This is a genomic window from Candidatus Sysuiplasma jiujiangense (assembly GCA_019721075.1).
Classification (GTDB): domain Archaea; phylum Thermoplasmatota; class Thermoplasmata; order Sysuiplasmatales; family Sysuiplasmataceae; genus Sysuiplasma; species Sysuiplasma jiujiangense.
Genome location: JAHEAD010000008.1, coordinates 1 through 15447, shown reverse-complemented (window position 1 = coordinate 15447; position 15447 = coordinate 1). Strand labels below are relative to the sequence as shown.

The following is a 15447-nucleotide window of genomic DNA, read 5'->3' as shown; positions in this document are numbered from 1 at the left end:
TGTACGAGGGTGCTCTCATTTTATTTCCGCTGAAGAAAGCTCCTGGCACATGCTGAATATCAGCTCCCTCCTGTCATTTGATTTGACTATGGCTGAGGCTACAAGTGCTCCGGATGCTCCAAGCTCATAAGCTTTCCTGACGTCCGCCGCAGAAGTTATTCCCGCTCCTGCAATCACAGGTGTTTCACCGCTTATCTGCCTTACGGACTGGATGGATTTTGTAATTACTTCGGGTCTCGCCTTCGAAACGGATATTCCTGTGCCGATGAGTTCAGGAGGCTCAATCGCCACCAAGTCTGGATGAAGGGCGCTAACCGCTGCAACGCTGCCAGGTGTGTCTGCGCATACCAACGCGATGAGCTGTAGTGCCCTGCTCTTCTCCACTATGCTTTCTATGTCCGCAAGTTTTATTCTGTGCTCGCTGTGATTGACCAGTACTCCCCGCCCTCCGGAAGCACTGATCATTTCCGGCGAAGTGAAGCCTGTAAAAGGGCCAGGTTCGTGGCTGTCGCAGTGCTGTGCGAAAACTGTTGCTCCGGTTTCCGCAACTGCGTTCAGCCAGGGAATGGGAGGACAGACAACTACTTCCACACCAAATTTCTTTGAGGCTTCAAATGAATGCTTTCCAATCTCTATTGCATTATTTCCAAATGATTCACGGTAACTTTTCAGGTTGATTATGAGATATCTCTTTTCCCTCATCGTGCTTCCCTTTCCTTGGGCAGTTACGCTATTCCGGCGTCTGGACTTAAACATGATGATAGAAATGGCTGTTAACCGTGCGAACTGATAATGTGAAGGACCTGGAATGAAGGCGCACTGTCCGGCTGTTCGCTCCCGATGTTAACTGCAGGATTCAACAAGTTTGGCCAGCAATTCCCTGATATTCTCCTTAACCCGATCATCTTTGATGCTTCCGTCGTCACCGAAGACGGCAGCAGGATTCATTACAAAAACTTCCGGCAGGTTCACAGGTTTCATGTTGAGGAAAATAAATACCTGTCTGAGATGATACTGGGCCCGTGCACCTCCCAGCCTGCCTCCGGCGCTCATCATCGCCACATGCTTTCCGTCAAAGGCGTTGTCTCCGTAAGGTCTGGAGCCCCAGTCTATCGCATTCTTGAGAAAGCCCGGTATTGAGTAATTGTATTCAGGCGTGACAACCAGAACACCGTCAGCCTCCTTAATGCCCTTCTTGAATTCACTGACAGAGGAGGGAGGGTTTGACTCAAGATCCTGGTTGAACAGTGGAATTTGAGAAATATCGAGTATCCTGAGTTCTGAGTTTCCTGGCATCAGTGCGCTCGCGCTTTGCAGGAGCATTCTGTTGTAAGATCCTTTCCTCAGGCTTCCGCCAAAGCCTGCAATACGTATATTTCTCATGACATGGACGGAAACCGCCTTAATATTTAAGGCAGAATCCTGTCTTTGGAAAACAGAGCAGGTAAGACACCTGGTATCGTTAAAAAAGATGCAACCGCTGCAATCATGTCACAAACCGGCGCCCATTATATATTCCCAAAGGCTATCCTCAACTTCCATTACCGAGAGCCTGGGCAGCCTGACGAGCGGGGTATTGTCGAATTTTCCGGTCGCCCGGATATCCGAGAGTGTTACGGGTCTTCTGAATCTCTGTTCTGCCCTTATCTTCACCACAGGAAAGCCATCGGAATCATTAAAAGAATCTGTGTCCGCTGCTGCAATACCCACAGCTGCCCTGATCTGACCAGTGTGGTAATAAATTATTTTTTCTCCCCTCTTCACCATCTTCAGATTTTTCAATGCAAGATTATTTCTCACACCATCCCACAACGTCGACCGATCACTTTGCAGCATTTCGAAACTGTAGTGTTCAGGTTCCTCCTTGAAAAGCCATTTTGACATCGGTTCCTGCAACCGTAACCTCCCTCTTAAACAATCCGGAATGGGACAGGCGATAAATTTGTGACTGTCCTTTGTCACGCTGGAGACAACGCAATTGTTCAACTGTACAGAATGGGACACAGTGAATAAGTCCCGCATTTCAATGAGCGCCTCTGTATAATGTCTGATGAGAAGAAGGCGGGAATAATCGGCGCAGGCGGGTACGCAGGCTATGAGCTCCTCCGTATAATGGACGGTCATCCAGGTTTTGAAATCGCTTATGCCCAGTCCGACAGTATGGCGGGGAGGAAACTCTCAGCGGTCTACCCATGGATGAAGCATGATGGTGTTGTGGTTTCCGGAAAAAGTGATTTCAGATCCGTATCGGACTGTGATATCGTATTTATAAGTCTTCCCGCAGGTGAAAGCATGAAGATAGTCCCGCAACTCATTGATTCAGGACTTAGGATTGTGGATCTTGGCCCAGACTACCGCCTTCACGATACATCGTCCTTTGAACGGTATTACGGAATGAAGCACATGGATCAGAAGAATCTTGAGAATAGTGTTTATGGACTGACAGAAGCAATGAGCAGAAGGATAAGCGAGGCATCCCTGGTTGCCAACCCCGGATGTTATTCCACTGCAGCCCTGATTGCACTGTTGCCTGTGGCCGACATGATAGGCGGTGATGTGGTCATAGATGCAAAGAGCGGAACTTCAGGGGCCGGAAAGGAACCTACATTCCCGACACATCATCCGGATATCGCAGAGAACATAAGACCGTACAATGTGAACAATCACAGGCACATCGCAGAAATTAACGAAATGCTGTCCGTTTACGGAAAGTGCCTCTCACCGGTTTTTGTTCCTCACCTGATTCCGATTGTTCGGGGAATTGAAGAAACGATATATCTCTTCGATACGAGTGCATCTTCAGTCACAGAAAAGCTCTCTTCATACTACAGAGATTCAAAATTTGTGCATATTGGCAGCAACTGCAGCCTGAACATGGTAAATTCGTCGAATCACTGTATGATTGAGATAATCGAGGCAGGCATGAATACGATATTGATGGTGTTTATCGACAATCTGGTAAAGGGTGCGAGCGGTCAGGCAGTTCAGAATGCAAACATAATGATGTCTTTTCCTGAAGACGCAGGACTCAAATTCGGCCCCTCCGGGGTGGGTAGGTAAATTTGAGAGTAATTCAGGGCGGTGTTACAGCACCATCTGGTTTTTCCGCCGCTTCAGGTAGGGCAGGTCTGAGAAAATCGGGAAAGGCAGATGTAGCCATCATCGTATCCGACACTGTCTGCAATGCGGCCGGAGTATTTACTTCAAACTCGCTGAAGGCCGCTCCCGTGATAGTGACTTCCGAGAAACTGAAACTTTCGCGGGGAAAATTGAGGGGGGTTGTGGTTAACAGCGGAAATGCGAATGCGCTTACGGGTGAAGCTGGTATCAGGGATGCCAGGAGCATGTGCGCTTACACGTCCAAACTGCTGGGTCTGGATGAGAGCAGTATTGTTGTATGTTCCACGGGTATAATAGGCAGAAAACTCCCGATGATGAAAATATACAGGGGCATCAGGTCTGCATCCGGCGCAATCTCCAAATCACTAAGTGCCGGAAGCAGAGCAGCCGAAGCAATTCTGACAACGGACAAGTCAAAGAAGGAGTTTGCGGTGGAACAGACACTCACGGATGGGCGACGAATCAGGATAGGCGGAATGACAAAGGGCTCCGGCATGATTGCACCGAATATGAAGGCGCTTCATGCAACAACCCTGACATTCATCACGACGGATGCACCCGTGACGGAAGCCTATCTCCGGCACTGTCTGGAAAGGACGGTCGACGAGACCTTCAATATGGTATCTATAGACGGTGACCAGAGCACAAATGACACGGTGCTGCTGATGGCGAACGGGGCCGCCGGAGGCCCACCTGTCCGCCGGGACAGATTTTTTGAGGAGGCACTGCAGAAAGTCATGTTTGAACTGGCAAAAATGGTAGCGCAGGATGGCGAGGGAGCAACCCATCTGCTCGTGGTCGAGGTAATCAACGCTGCAAGCCATCCCGATGCAAGACTTGCCGCGAAAGCTGTTGTGTCGTCCAGCCTGTTTAAATGTGCGGTCTTCGGCAGCGATCCGAATGTGGGAAGAATAGCCTCCGCAATAGGGAACTCAGGATGCACTGCGGATTTCTCACGTCTTAACGTGTGGATTGGCAGCAAACGACGATGCAGGATAATTTCGGGTGGAATTGTAGGGGCAAATTCAGAAAGGGCGGCAGAGGCGATGAAAGAAAGGGAAGTAAATATCTTGATAGATCTGGGAGCCGGGAAGGAAAGTGCGATTGCAATGGGATGTGACCTCAGCTATGACTATGTCAGGATCAACTCTGCATACTCAACATGAAACCAGTCTCCTCACTGTAATCAAGGCAGGAGGAAGCATACTGCAGGGCGGAGACGGCGCCGCAGCACTGGCAGAAGTCGTCGAGACGGCAAAAAAGGGAGGGCACGATGTCATTCTGGTCAACGGAGGCGGCACTGAAATTGATCGGCTGTGTTCCCGCCTTTCTGTCGATACCAGGAAGTACAGAGGGCTGAGGATCACAACCGGGGAGGTTCTCGACATTGTTCAGATGGCTCTGTCAAAAAAGTCGAACGAAATTGCGATTACGCTCCTTGCCCATGGCATCAATGCAGTACCGCTGCCAGCATTTGCATCGTCCATTGTGAAATGCAGAAAGAAACCTGACCCTGAAGGTGTTGATTTGGGATTTGTCGGCGAAGTGGAAAACGTTGATACTACTCTTCTGCTCTCCCTCGTGCGTGGAGGGGCTGTTCCCGTTATCTATCCCGTGGCCGCGGACAGTTCATCCAATTTATACAACATAAACGCAGACGAACTCGCTTCCGAAGTGGCGTCGGCCGTCGGCGCCGGATCACTGGTACTCGCAACAGACGTGGGCGGCGTTATCGTGGATTCTGTAGTGCAGAACGTCATTAATGCCGGAAGCATAAATCTGTTGGAGAGTTCCGGAAAGCTTCAGGGCGGGATGATTCCGAAACTCAAGGCGGCAAGAAATGCGCTGAACTCAGGTGTCCGGAAGGTTGCGATAGTGGACGGCAGAAATCCTGCTAATCTCATCAATTTTTACAGGGAGGGTGTGATAATTGGCACAGAAATACAAAGTTGAATCATCGGACAGGGCAGTGCAAAACCAGGACAGCCTTCTGCGTGTATACAGAAGGAAGGGCATATCATTCACGAATGGCAAGGGAAGCAGGGTCTGGGACTCCACCGGCAGGGAATACATTGACTTTGTCGGCGGAATAGCTGTAAATGTGCTTGGTCACTCCAATCACAAGCTCGTTTCTGCGATATGCAATCAGGCAAGCAGCATAATTCACACGTCCAACCTCTACGAGATAGGCAATCAGTCACTGCTTTCGTCCATGATCGCAGGTTTCTTCAGCAGCCGGAAAATGAAAGTATTTTTCAGCAACAGCGGTGCGGAAGCCAATGAGGCAGCACTCAAGTTCGCTGTCAAGGCGACGGGCAGGAAAAAATTCGTCTCAGCTTCCAACTCGTTCCATGGCCGGACAGCCATGGCCCTTTCTGTGACAGGCCAGCCGAAATACTGGAAAGGTTTTGAACCGCTGATTTATGGAAACGTTGAATTTTTCGATTACGGTTCTGCCGAATCGCTCAAGGAACACCTTGACGATGATGTTGCTGCGGTTATACTCGAACCGATTCAGGGAGAAGGTGGCGTCGTTGTTCCGCCTGCCGGTTTCCTGACTCGTGTTTCACAGCTTGTTCATGATAACGGCTCACTCCTCATTATGGATGAGATACAGACGGGCATTGGAAGGACAGGCAGGATGTTTGCGCATACCTGGGAGCAGGCATGCAGGCCGGATATCGTTACGCTTGCGAAGGGTCTTGCAGGCGGCGTCCCCATCGGAGCAACCATTGTAAGCGACGAAGTGGCCGCCCGTATAAGTGAGGGCGACCATGGTTCGACATTCGGTGGCAATCCCCTTGCAACGGCTGCAGGCATTGCGACACTCGAAATAATAGATTCCCCCGGATTCCTGGAAGGAGTAGTGTCCAGGGGTGCGTATCTCAGGGAAAAGCTCGATGCGTCATTGAGGAATTTTGACAAACTGGTGGAAATAAGGGGAAAGGGACTGATGGTCGGAATGGAATTCAGCGGTGATTTCGCAAGGAAGTTCGCAGACTATGCATTCGAAAGGAACATGCTTGTTAATGTGGCGCATGACACAGTTGTCAGGCTTCTTCCCCCTCTGATTATAACGGAGGAGGAAATAGACACGCTGGCAGCGGCGGTAAAGTCGTTTTGTTCCACTGCCAGGTGATTTGCGTGCAAAAGTGAACCGATTAATTTTTATTTCAATTAGAATATGCGAAATAGAGATTCAATTGCAAGAGAAGTCATCCGCAGAAATAACAAGGGAATATATCAGCGAGCATCCGAGCGTCATAGACTGCCTGTCATATGATATTGTGAATTTCTCCGCACTTGCCAGGAAAATAATGAACGAAACAGGTGCGAAAAATGAAGAAGCTGTGATGGTTGCCTGCCGGAGATATCAGATGGAACTCCAGGGAAAGAAAGCGAAGGAAAATGCGATAATAGCAACTGTGAGGAACAGCAGGGTAATGACCAAATCGAAAGTATCCATAATCAGCGCAAGAAACGAACCCAGGACACTTCAGGCTCTTCAGAGAATTCAGGGAAACACCCTTCTGAGAAGCAACAGCATACTGACTGTTCAGCAGGGAAGCAGGGTGCTTACGATTATACTCGGCGAAGAAATGATGGACGAAACACTTGCCATACTCGATTCCGACCTCGTTGTCAGTACCAGAAACAGGCTCAGTGAAATTACCATACAGAGCCCTGAGTCGATTGTTGAAACACCCGGTGTTCTGGTCAGGTTTTCCTCCGCGCTCGCAGAAGTCGGAATAAACTGTCTTGAGGTCGTCAGCTGCAGCACCGAAACCACGTTTGTTGTTCCCGAAGAGGATATGGTCAGGGCATATAATGTGCTGAGCCGCCTGGTAAGCTGAATGCCGGAGGGCAGGTCTTGTCGATTTTCAGACTTATGTGCCGCCTTACAGTCCGAGCCTCTACATTACTGTTAACTTCACGGTATCAATGGGCACTCCCATGGCATACGTGACTTCAGAGCGAAATGGACAGAAAATCGCCGTTCTTGCCTATTCCGGGGGACTTGACACAAGTGTGGCGATAAAGTGGATAAGAGACAGGTACGCCGTGGAGGTTGTGACTGTTTCTGTCGACGTAGGACAGAGGGAAGATCTCGACGAGGCTGCATCGAGGGCGGAACAAAATGGCGCTCTTCGTTCCATGATTGTGGATGCGAAGGACGAATTCGCTCAGGAATACATCTCCCACGCAATTAAGGCGAATGCACTCTATGAGGGGAAATACCCACTTTCGACCGCTCTGGCCAGGCCGCTTATTGCATCAAAGGTTGCCGCAGTTGCAAAGAAGTACGGTGCCTCCTATGTTGCCCATGGCTGTACGGGCAAAGGCAATGACCAGGTACGGTTCGAGCTGACATTTTTCGCCCTTGACCCGTCCTTGAAGGTCATTGCACCAATAAGGGAATGGGAGATGAACAGGGAGGATGAAATCGAATTTGCCAGAAAAAATGGCATCAGGCTGAAAAGATCGCAGGCTTCGAGGTTCAGCACCGATGAAAATCTCTGGGGAAGAAGCATCGAGGGGGGCGAACTTGAGGACCCATGGGTATCCCCGCCGGAGGAGATATTCGACTGGACATCACACCCGGAGGACTGGCCGGACGAGCCGACAACTATGGAAATCGAATTTGCTTCCGGTCTCCCGATCGCCCTCAACGGGGAAGAGATGAGCATCGCCGAACTTACAGCGAAACTCAATGCTGTAGCGGGGGCAAACGGCATAGGCCGTATAGACCATGTCGAGGACAGGTATGTGGGAATAAAGTCAAGGGAAAACTATGAATGTCCTGCCGCCTCTGTTTTAATTCAGGCACACAGGGCGCTGGAGAGCCTTGTCCTTTCGAAGGATACACTTCTCTTCAAGCCCATTGTGGAAAATAAGTTTTCAGAACTTGTATACAACGGCATGTGGTTCAGCGACCTCAGGATATCGGTTTGTCATTTCATAGACAAAACACAGCAGAATGTCACGGGAAAGGTGAAGGTCAGACTCTACAAAGGACAGTCAACAGTATGCGGCACAATCTCTCCCAATTCAATATATTCCCACGATCTGTCAACATACGGCAGGAAGGATACGTTCAATCAGAAGGCTGCTGAAGGGTTCATCTACATATCTGGCCTGCATATGAGAGGTGTAGCGGCAAGGGAGCTTGAATCCATTCATGTCAAGGAAAGAACTCTGGAGCGGAAGATTCAGAAAACAGCCTGATCCCCGGGCAAAAAGCTTCAGCCGCTCTCCCGAAGATATAAAAATAGTAAGGCATGATATTCTCGGGAGCATAGCGCACGCGATGGCGCTTGAAAAGGCGGGCATACTCTCCGGAACGGAAAAAGATGAAATTGTTTCCGGTCTCCGAACCATTTATCAGGAATATCTGAAAGACCGGTCAGACTTCCTTTCAGGTGAGGAAGATGTCCATATGGCCGTCGAGAGAAGATTGACCGGCCTCTGCCGTTCCGGCCTCAAGTTGCATACCGGGAGGAGCAGAAACGACCAGATTGCAACGGATCTGAGATTATTCGTCCGGGAGGCATCATTGAACACTTGCGCTCTTCTCCTGGATCTTCAGAAAGCACTGCTGTCCATTGCAGGGAGGGAAGTGTCAACAGTTCTACCAGGATACACGCATCTGCAGCATGCGCAGCCTGTTTATTTCTCCCATCTACTGCTTGCCCATTTCGAAAAGCTCAGGAGAGACTTCAACAGAATTGTTGCGGATCTTCAGAGAAACAGCGTGTCGCCTCTGGGTGCGGGGGCGATTTCCGGGACGACACACGGTATTGATTCCGGATATACTTCTTCCCTTCTGGGTTTCGGCGAACCGTTCAGGAACTCGATTGACGCGACTTCGGACAGAGATTTCGTTCTCGACGCCTGCTATTCCAATGCTGTTGTGGCTGAGCACCTTAGCTCGATCGCGGAGGAGATAATTCTCTGGAGCACCTCGGAGTTTTCATTCATCGAACTGTCTGACGAGTTTTCGACAGGCAGCAGCATAATGCCGCACAAGAAAAATCCTGATATTGCTGAGCACATAAGGGGGCGCTCATCGCATGTGATTGCGAATCTCATCGATGTAATGCTCATTCTCAATTCCCTCCCCCTGGGCTATGCGAGCGATCTGCAGCATGTGAAGATACCCCTTTTTGAATCGTTCGAGTCTGTGTCATCAATGTTGTCTGTAACTGCTCCGCTGCTGCTTGCTGTCAGGTCCAGGAGGGCGAGGATGGCAGGTGCAGCAGCTGACGAGTTCTCCTTTTCTGTTGAGGTTGTCGACAGCCTGGTGCGTGCAGGCATGCCCTTCCGGGAAGCGCACGAGGCAGTGGGACGTGCTATCCTCGAGGCTGTTGAGAGCGGAAGCGATTTCCGCACCTCGCTGAGGCGAAACGGAATTTCCGCCGGCATTCCTGAAGATGCGGCAGAATCGGTTGAACTGCGCAGTTCGCGGGGTGCCAGCAGCCTGAAAAGTATAAGGGAGCAGATAACCGCCGCCAATGCGGCGGTTGCCTCGGGGAAAAAATGGCTCAATCGTGAGCTTGCCAGAAAACGTCAAACCGAGGAGAGGCTTCTCGGCTCAATTGCATGACATATTTTGTTACACAAACAGGATTAAACTGAAAATAGATGCTCAATGGGGTTACCTTGGTTCTACTTGAATGCAGGATCTGCGGTCAGCCTTTTGCAAGGCACGAGGGATGGATTCTTCATGGTGCGGTCAAACATCTTTCCTGCCCCGCGGACAATACACAGTTCAAGTCATTCGATGAGGCCAGGGAGCATGCACTTTCGGCTCACAAAATGAAATTCTAGTCAGCGCTTCCTGCTCCTGAGCTCCAGCGCATTCAAGATAACGTCGAGGCTGACAGATCTCTTCACCGCAAGCGATATGCGTTTTATCGCCTTTTCTTCAATTTCGCCACTGACAGCTATCTTTTCAATACCCCTTGATTCGCATATTGAGTCGAGCACCCGCTGAAAAAAACCAGTGTTGGAAAAGAGTCCGTGCACATATGTTCCCGTTGCCGATCCGTCAATCTCGCCGTCGAAGCCTCCGTCAATCCTGCCGTCTCTTTCCCTTATTCGGATGAATCTGTTACTGTTCCGGGTTTCAGTTACACCGAAGTGCAGTTCGTATCCCTTCACCGTTTCTGCCCGCATGCCGGTTGGGTTGAGGATCTCCCCCTCGACATTTGAAGTGATTTTTACGGACGACATTTTGGTTTTTGCGTTGAAAATTCCTACACCACAGGTTCTGTCGCGCTTCGATTCGATATGCCCGGTGTCAATTATCTCTCCGGACAGCATCTGGTATCCGCCGCATATTGCAAACAGAGGGCGTGCATCTTCATGCCAGTCCCAAAGCATGGAATCAAACCCTTCCCTTTTGATGAACTGAAGATCCTCAGAGCTGTTTTTACTCCCACCCACTATGATCAAATCTGAACTTCTGCAGTCCTCCACGTCGTTTGCGAACCTGAATGATATGCCTTTTTCGAACATCAGAGGCGCAAAGTCGCTGTAATTGCTCAGAAACGGCGTCCTTATTGCACTGATCCTGATATCTCCTCTTCCTGTGCCCTTATCCTTCAGTGAAAGAGAATCCTCCTCAGGCAGTGACAGCTCTTCCATGAACGGGACTGAACCGAGGTAATTCATTCCAGTTCTGCTTTCTATCTTTACTGTGCCCTTTCTGAGTATCCGGCCGTTTCCTCTCATCCGGTTGAAAAGGAAGCCGAATGTCCTCCTGCGGCTGTCCTCATCGAGCAGTTCCCACGTGCCGAGAACTGAGGCAAATGCTCCGCCCCTGTCGATATCCGAAACAAGCATGACAGAGGCATCCGCGATTCCTGCAGCATAAGCATTGGCCAGGTCTCTGTCAGCAAGATTAATTTCAGCAGGAGAACCGGAGCCTTCCATCACAACAATGTCGTACGTCGAAAGCCTGTCTATGGAATTCCTGATGGCTTCCTTTGCCTTCTCCTGTTTCCAGCAGAAACTCCCGGCCCTTTCTATTCTGCCGGCATACCTCCCTGAGATAATTACCTGGCATCCTCCGTAATCGGGCTTGAGCAGGACCGGATTCATTTCCGAAACCGGTTCGGTTTTCGCAGCAATTGCCTGAACTCTCTGTGCCGAGGCAATCTCGCCACCATCCGATGCAACGCATGAATTCAGACTTATGTTAAGCGCTTTGAATGGAGCAACGCTGTATCCCATGTCTGCAAAAATCCTGCAGAGGGCTGTACAAACTGTCGTTTTTCCAGCGCCCGAAGATGTTCCCTGAACCATTAGCGCTTTCATATGGATTGTCCCTCTCCATGACGACTGTCTTGATGATGTGCCGGACAGATCGGACGGTGAATGCAGTTCCACTTATTCATTTTTAGTCCCGGCTCGCCTTTACAGCGGAGGAAGGCAGTAATTCTGCACCAGCATATTTTGTATCTGCGCTATCTCCGTATACGCTTTCCAGGACATTGCCACAGCCATCGCAAACGGTGGATGTTCAGATCGCCGCAGGCAGGTTCTACAGCACCGGGAACGCAATTTTCATCATGGATCTGTAATCATCTGCCTGAGAGATCATTCTTCACGATCTCCGCCTTCAGCAGCTGTATCGCAAATGCCGGATCAACGCCCTTGGGGCATGCCACAGAACAGGCGCCTGCAAATTCGCAGTCCCAGACATCCTTGAGTTTATCTACCATTTCCAGCCTCTTGCTGCCAAGTTCATCCCTGGAATCTGCAAAATATCTCTGCACCTGCGCGAGTGCCTGCGGCCCTATGAATCCGGGATTGGTGTTGACCACCGGGCACGCATCCACGCAAAGGCCGCACATTATGCAGTATGAGAATGGGAGATATCTGCTGAGTTCATCCTTGGACTGCGGGTATTCCTTTTCCGCGGTGTACTTTTCATGCTCGTCCTTCCTGACGATGCTGGGTTTTATGCTTATGTGCCTGGCAAAAAAATCGTCAAAATCAGTAACAAGATCCTTCAGGAGAGGATGGCCGAGCATCGGTGAGACTTCAAGCTTTCCCTCACCGGCAATCTGCATTACATTGGTTTCGCATGCAAGCACCGGTTTTCCGTTAACCACCATTGCACACGAGCCGCAGATCCCCATTCTGCAGCTATATCTCATGGAAAGCGTGTTGTCCTGTTTCTCCTTTATGTCTAGAAGTGCGTCAAGAACGGTCGAAAAACGGTGCACCCTGGTACTGAATGTTACTCTGTCAAGTGCCCTGGTCTCCGGATTAAAACGCCTGACATCAAATTCGACGAGTCTGGTTCCTTCAGGCGCAGCACTATCCCGGAAAGCGCTCCGGACGGATGTGCCATCTTTCAGATCTATGAAATTCGGAGGTCTCTCCCTCTCTATGAAAACGTCCCTGAAACTCATTACTCCGAATATTATCAGACCCAGCATAATCAGGGAGAGAACTATCCTGGCCGCTATTCCTGTATGAAATAAATTAAGGATCATGTAGATGTAGAGAAGGAGAGGCACACCAAGCATCGGGGCGTAAACGGTCACCATGGAAACCCAGGATCTTCTCATTTTGCCGCCTCCATCAGAGCATCTCCGCAGCAAATATTACAAAACCCAGCAGCCAAAGCACAACCACTGCGTAAGGCAGTTTTGCAAGCCATTTTCTCCCCTCCTCCTTCTTCATCATCGAGCTGACGAACGACTCATTGAGGTGGCCGAAGGCCCTGCCGCCGCTCCCGACAAGCGCAAAGGCCTTCACCGACTCGTATACCTGCGAGGTCATCAGAAGCCATACAATGACGAGCAGCGCCTTCCACACGGATGTCAGAGAGTCTATCGCAAGGCTCAGAATGAAAAAGATAAATGTAATGATCGAAAAGATAATGAATGCCCTGTAGGAAAGAAGATGGTAGAAGGCTTCCCTGTCAAAGGCCGTGAGCCTTGTCAGGCTGACCATTTTCCCCCGCGGATCATACACCCTTTTTTCGTCAGCCATATCAGTACACCCTCTTTTCAGGTTTCCATTTTGTGAGCGTCACGGGTAGATACGCAATCCTCACACCGTCCCTGGTCCTGAATGCGATAGTATGTTTGAGCCAGTTTTTATCGTCCCTCTCCGGGTATTCTTCCATTGCGTGAGCTCCCCTGCTTTCCTTTCTGCGAACCGCCCCCTCAATTATTACTTCCGCGAGATCGATCAGATTCTCAATCTGGAGGGCATCTCTCAGATTTGCATTAAACGTCCTTCCCTTGTCTGAAACATAAATGTCCGCATACTGTTTCCTCAACTCCTTCACTATTGCAAGCGCCTTCTGAAGATCCGATGTTTTTCTGTAAACATAAACGAGTTCGTCCATTGTTGATTGAAGTCTTGTCTGGAGCTCGTATGGATTCACATTACCCTTCCTTTCGATCAGTCCGTTGATCCTCCTCTCTTCCTCCTCCGCCTCCACCATGAGTTTCTTCCTGTCGTAGCCGCCGCCCGCACTGTTAACATATTCAGGAATCGCATTTCCTGCCAATCTTCCCCAGACCGAGCACTGGCTCAGAGAATTGCTGCCCAACCTGTTGGATCCGTGCACGCTAACGCATCCGCACTCACCAACTGCCCATAGCCCGCCAGCCGTTTTGCCTGAAATCTCAGCCATGACTTCCCCGCGCGTGTTTGTGTGTATCCCTCCCATTGTGAAATGTGCAGCTGGTCTGATGGGAAGAGGTTCGCGATGCGGATCAATGTTGAGCATCTTTATTCCCAGTTCCCGAATCATAGGCAACCGCTCATCGAGAAGTTTGCTGTCAAGATGCGTGAGATCAAGATGAACGTATTTCAGGCCTGTCTCCTCATGGACAAAGCCTCTTCCTTCTCTTATCTCGGTGACTATCGCGCGCGAGACAATATCTCTTGGGGCCAGTTCCATCTTGCTTTTAGCGTACTTTTCCATGAATCGCTCGTTCCTGTTATTCCTCAGGTAGCCTCCTTCCCCCCTCGCGGCCTCAGTAATGAGGATTCCGCTGGGTACCAGCGCTGTCGGATGGAACTGCACAAATTCAATATCCTTGAGAGGGAGTCCCGCCCTGTAAGCAATAGCAATGCCGTCACCAGTGCTTGAATGCGCCGTAGTAGTAAATTGATATGTTCTTGAGAATCCTCCGGTTGCAATCACACAGGCTTTTGCGGTGAAGAGCTTGTAATTAGTCGTTGCAAGGTCAATTGCGAAAAGCCCCGCAAATCTGCCTCCATCCATGAACATCTTTGTGGCAAAATGTTCATGGTAGACATGCACATTCTCAAACCCTGTAATCTCATCATACAGCGCTCTCATCATGAAGAAACCTGTCTTGTCTGCTGCAAATGCTGTTCTGGGAATACTCATTCCGCCGAACGGCCTCTGCTGTATGTGTCCTGCATCATCCCTGTTCCAGGCGACTCCAATGTGATCATAGAATCTGATTTCCCCCGGTGCGCTTTCAACCAGCAGTTCCACCGCATCCTGATCTGCGAGATAGTCCGAACCCTTCACCGTGTCGTAAGCATGCAACTCCTTGGAATCGCTGTTCAGATCAGGATACAGAACGCCCGAAATGCCGCCCTCTGCTGAAACCGAATGGCTGCGCATGGCGTGCAATTTGGTAATGATGGCTATTCTGAGTTTCCTGCCACTTTTAAGGCTCGCGTGAATTGCACTCGTCAGTCCTCCAAGGCCGGAACCCAGTATTATGACATCATAATCAAGAATTTCCATGACCATCGGCAGGGTTTATGATATTTGACTACAATTTAAATCTATTTATTACATAACAATATATTATTTTATATTAATTTATTAATTGCCGCCGCGTGCGCTTTATCTCATTCCGGCCGGGACAGCCCTGTCTGCTGAACATTTTCAGAAAGATTAATATTCTTAATTTCATACAATGTACACAGGGTCTCAATTGGGAACCGAAATAAGGAAGAAATGTGTAAACTGCGGCGAGCTTAAATACGACGAGCACCCCAAGGGGAAGTTTTTCCACACATCCAATCTGTACATTCTCGGATGGTGGTGCGACGACTGCCTGAAGAAGACATCAAAAGAAGATATCCAGAAATGGGTTGAGGAAAGAACCAGGGAAGCGGAAGGCAAGTATGATAAAATTTTTCAGCATTACAGGGAGCACAGAGTTCCGGGACAGGACGACTGAACCCGATTCAGCTGTGTGCCGGGGGCGGCTGAAAGGGTAATTAGCAGCAGGAAACTTCAATACCATATGTGCTTATGTAGGGTCAAATGAAGTTGGCGGATTGGGCGCGGGAACAAGGCATAGATTACAA

Annotated in this window: 15 protein-coding genes; 8 read left to right on the top strand and 7 right to left on the bottom strand. The window is 49.8% G+C overall.

The genetic code is table 11. The features are described from left to right. Nucleotides 1–15: 15 nt before the first annotated feature. The 3 genes from tpiA to KIS29_05795 form a co-directional block, all read right to left on the bottom strand. Nucleotides 16–702: a triose-phosphate isomerase gene (gene tpiA, locus KIS29_05805; GenBank protein ID MBX8639836.1), complete on the bottom strand. Its 687-nt coding sequence runs from the start codon at nucleotides 700–702 to the stop codon at nucleotides 16–18. 141 nt (nucleotides 703–843) lie between these two features. Further along, a complete protein-coding gene (locus KIS29_05800; protein MBX8639835.1) occupies nucleotides 844–1383 on the bottom strand; it encodes an NAD(P)H-dependent oxidoreductase in 540 nt (179 codons plus the stop codon). A 108-nt stretch (nucleotides 1384–1491) separates the two neighbouring features. Beyond that, on the bottom strand, nucleotides 1492–1884 hold the full coding sequence (locus tag KIS29_05795; GenBank protein MBX8639834.1) for an EVE domain-containing protein: 393 nt from the start codon (nucleotides 1882–1884) through the stop codon (nucleotides 1492–1494). A gap of 159 nt (nucleotides 1885–2043) precedes the next feature. Between KIS29_05795 and argC the strand changes: the two genes are divergently transcribed. The 7 genes from argC to argH all read left to right on the top strand — a co-directional run bounded on the left by argC (nucleotide 2044) and on the right by argH (nucleotide 9724). Continuing rightward, a complete protein-coding gene (gene argC, locus KIS29_05790) occupies nucleotides 2044–3060 on the top strand; it encodes an N-acetyl-gamma-glutamyl-phosphate reductase (GenBank protein ID MBX8639833.1) in 1017 nt (338 codons plus the stop codon). Between the two features lie 2 nt (nucleotides 3061–3062). Beyond that, entirely contained in the window at nucleotides 3063–4286 is a 1224-nt protein-coding gene (argJ, locus tag KIS29_05785; protein MBX8639832.1) for a bifunctional glutamate N-acetyltransferase/amino-acid acetyltransferase ArgJ, read from the top strand. Further along, nucleotides 4249–5073: an acetylglutamate kinase gene (argB, locus tag KIS29_05780; GenBank protein MBX8639831.1), complete on the top strand. Its 825-nt coding sequence runs from the start codon at nucleotides 4249–4251 to the stop codon at nucleotides 5071–5073. Before argJ ends, argB begins: the two co-directional genes overlap by 38 nt. After that, a complete protein-coding gene (locus tag KIS29_05775; GenBank protein ID MBX8639830.1) occupies nucleotides 5051–6259 on the top strand; it encodes an acetylornithine/succinylornithine family transaminase in 1209 nt (402 codons plus the stop codon). The genes argB and KIS29_05775 overlap by 23 nt, the downstream gene beginning before the upstream one ends. A 64-nt stretch (nucleotides 6260–6323) precedes the next feature. Further along, nucleotides 6324–6974 carry an ACT domain-containing protein gene (locus KIS29_05770; protein ID MBX8639829.1) on the top strand — a complete coding sequence of 217 codons (651 nt, stop codon included), beginning with the start codon at nucleotides 6324–6326 and terminating at the stop codon, nucleotides 6972–6974. 100 nt (nucleotides 6975–7074) lie between these two features. Beyond that, on the top strand, nucleotides 7075–8346 hold the full coding sequence (locus KIS29_05765) for an argininosuccinate synthase (GenBank protein MBX8639828.1): 1272 nt from the start codon (nucleotides 7075–7077) through the stop codon (nucleotides 8344–8346). Then, nucleotides 8300–9724: an argininosuccinate lyase gene (gene argH, locus KIS29_05760; GenBank protein MBX8639827.1), complete on the top strand. Its 1425-nt coding sequence runs from the start codon at nucleotides 8300–8302 to the stop codon at nucleotides 9722–9724. The genes KIS29_05765 and argH overlap by 47 nt, the downstream gene beginning before the upstream one ends. A gap of 224 nt (nucleotides 9725–9948) precedes the next feature. On the opposite strand, the gene KIS29_05755 is transcribed toward argH, so the two are convergent. The 4 genes from KIS29_05755 to KIS29_05740 form a co-directional block, all read right to left on the bottom strand. Further along, nucleotides 9949–11511, bottom strand: coding sequence for a cobyric acid synthase (locus KIS29_05755; GenBank protein MBX8639826.1), 1563 nt, complete (start codon nucleotides 11509–11511; stop codon nucleotides 9949–9951). A gap of 194 nt (nucleotides 11512–11705) precedes the next feature. After that, nucleotides 11706–12542, bottom strand: coding sequence for a succinate dehydrogenase iron-sulfur subunit (gene sdhB, locus KIS29_05750; protein MBX8639825.1), 837 nt, complete (start codon nucleotides 12540–12542; stop codon nucleotides 11706–11708). A gap of 172 nt (nucleotides 12543–12714) precedes the next feature. Next, nucleotides 12715–13128, bottom strand: a complete 414-nt coding sequence (locus KIS29_05745; protein ID MBX8639824.1) for a hypothetical protein — start codon at nucleotides 13126–13128, stop codon at nucleotides 12715–12717. A gap of 1 nt (nucleotide 13129) precedes the next feature. Then, complete coding sequence (locus KIS29_05740) at nucleotides 13130–14875, bottom strand: succinate dehydrogenase/fumarate reductase flavoprotein subunit (protein ID MBX8639823.1); 1746 nt, start codon at nucleotides 14873–14875, stop codon at nucleotides 13130–13132. Nucleotides 14876–15068: 193 nt separating this feature from the next. On the opposite strand from KIS29_05740, the gene KIS29_05735 reads away from it, so the two are divergent. After that, a complete protein-coding gene (locus tag KIS29_05735; GenBank protein ID MBX8639822.1) occupies nucleotides 15069–15317 on the top strand; it encodes a hypothetical protein in 249 nt (82 codons plus the stop codon). Nucleotides 15318–15447 lie beyond the last annotated feature (130 nt).